General features: G+C 36.2%; 1 protein-coding gene. It reads right to left on the bottom strand.

Annotated elements, in window-relative coordinates:
• A partial coding sequence (locus E5983_RS09610) for an IS630 transposase-related protein (protein ID WP_160333534.1) occupies positions 1-312 on the bottom strand: 312 nt, incomplete at its 3' end.
• Between the last annotated feature and the right edge of the window lie 36 nt (positions 313-348).

Here is a 348-nt window from a genome sequence, read left to right as displayed (position 1 = left end):
TTTTTTTAAAGTAAGATTCACTTGCTTCAAAGCAGCCCAAACAGAGGGAATACTGCAAGAAAAATGCTCTGCAATCTCCCTTAAAAAGGCATCTGGATTTTCCTTAACAAAGTTTTTTAATTGATCCAAAGGGATTTTTCTAGACTTAGCTACACGCTTCTTGCGTTCTAAATGTCCCTGTTCTCGTTGTTGCTTTTCCCAGGTGTATAAAGTATTCGTGCTAATATTAAATAGTTTTGCAGTTTCTTGACGTGTATGTCCCTCTTCTACGTAAGCGAGGACACGTTTTCTAAAATCAATTCCGTATGCCATAAGACAAGTATATCATATACGGTTTATAAGCTAAAC

Source organism: Streptococcus danieliae, assembly GCF_009767945.1.
Taxonomy (GTDB): Bacteria; Bacillota; Bacilli; order Lactobacillales; family Streptococcaceae; genus Streptococcus; species Streptococcus danieliae.
The sequence above is the reverse complement of the archived record's forward strand: the minus strand, read 5'-3'. Positions and strand labels throughout refer to the sequence as shown.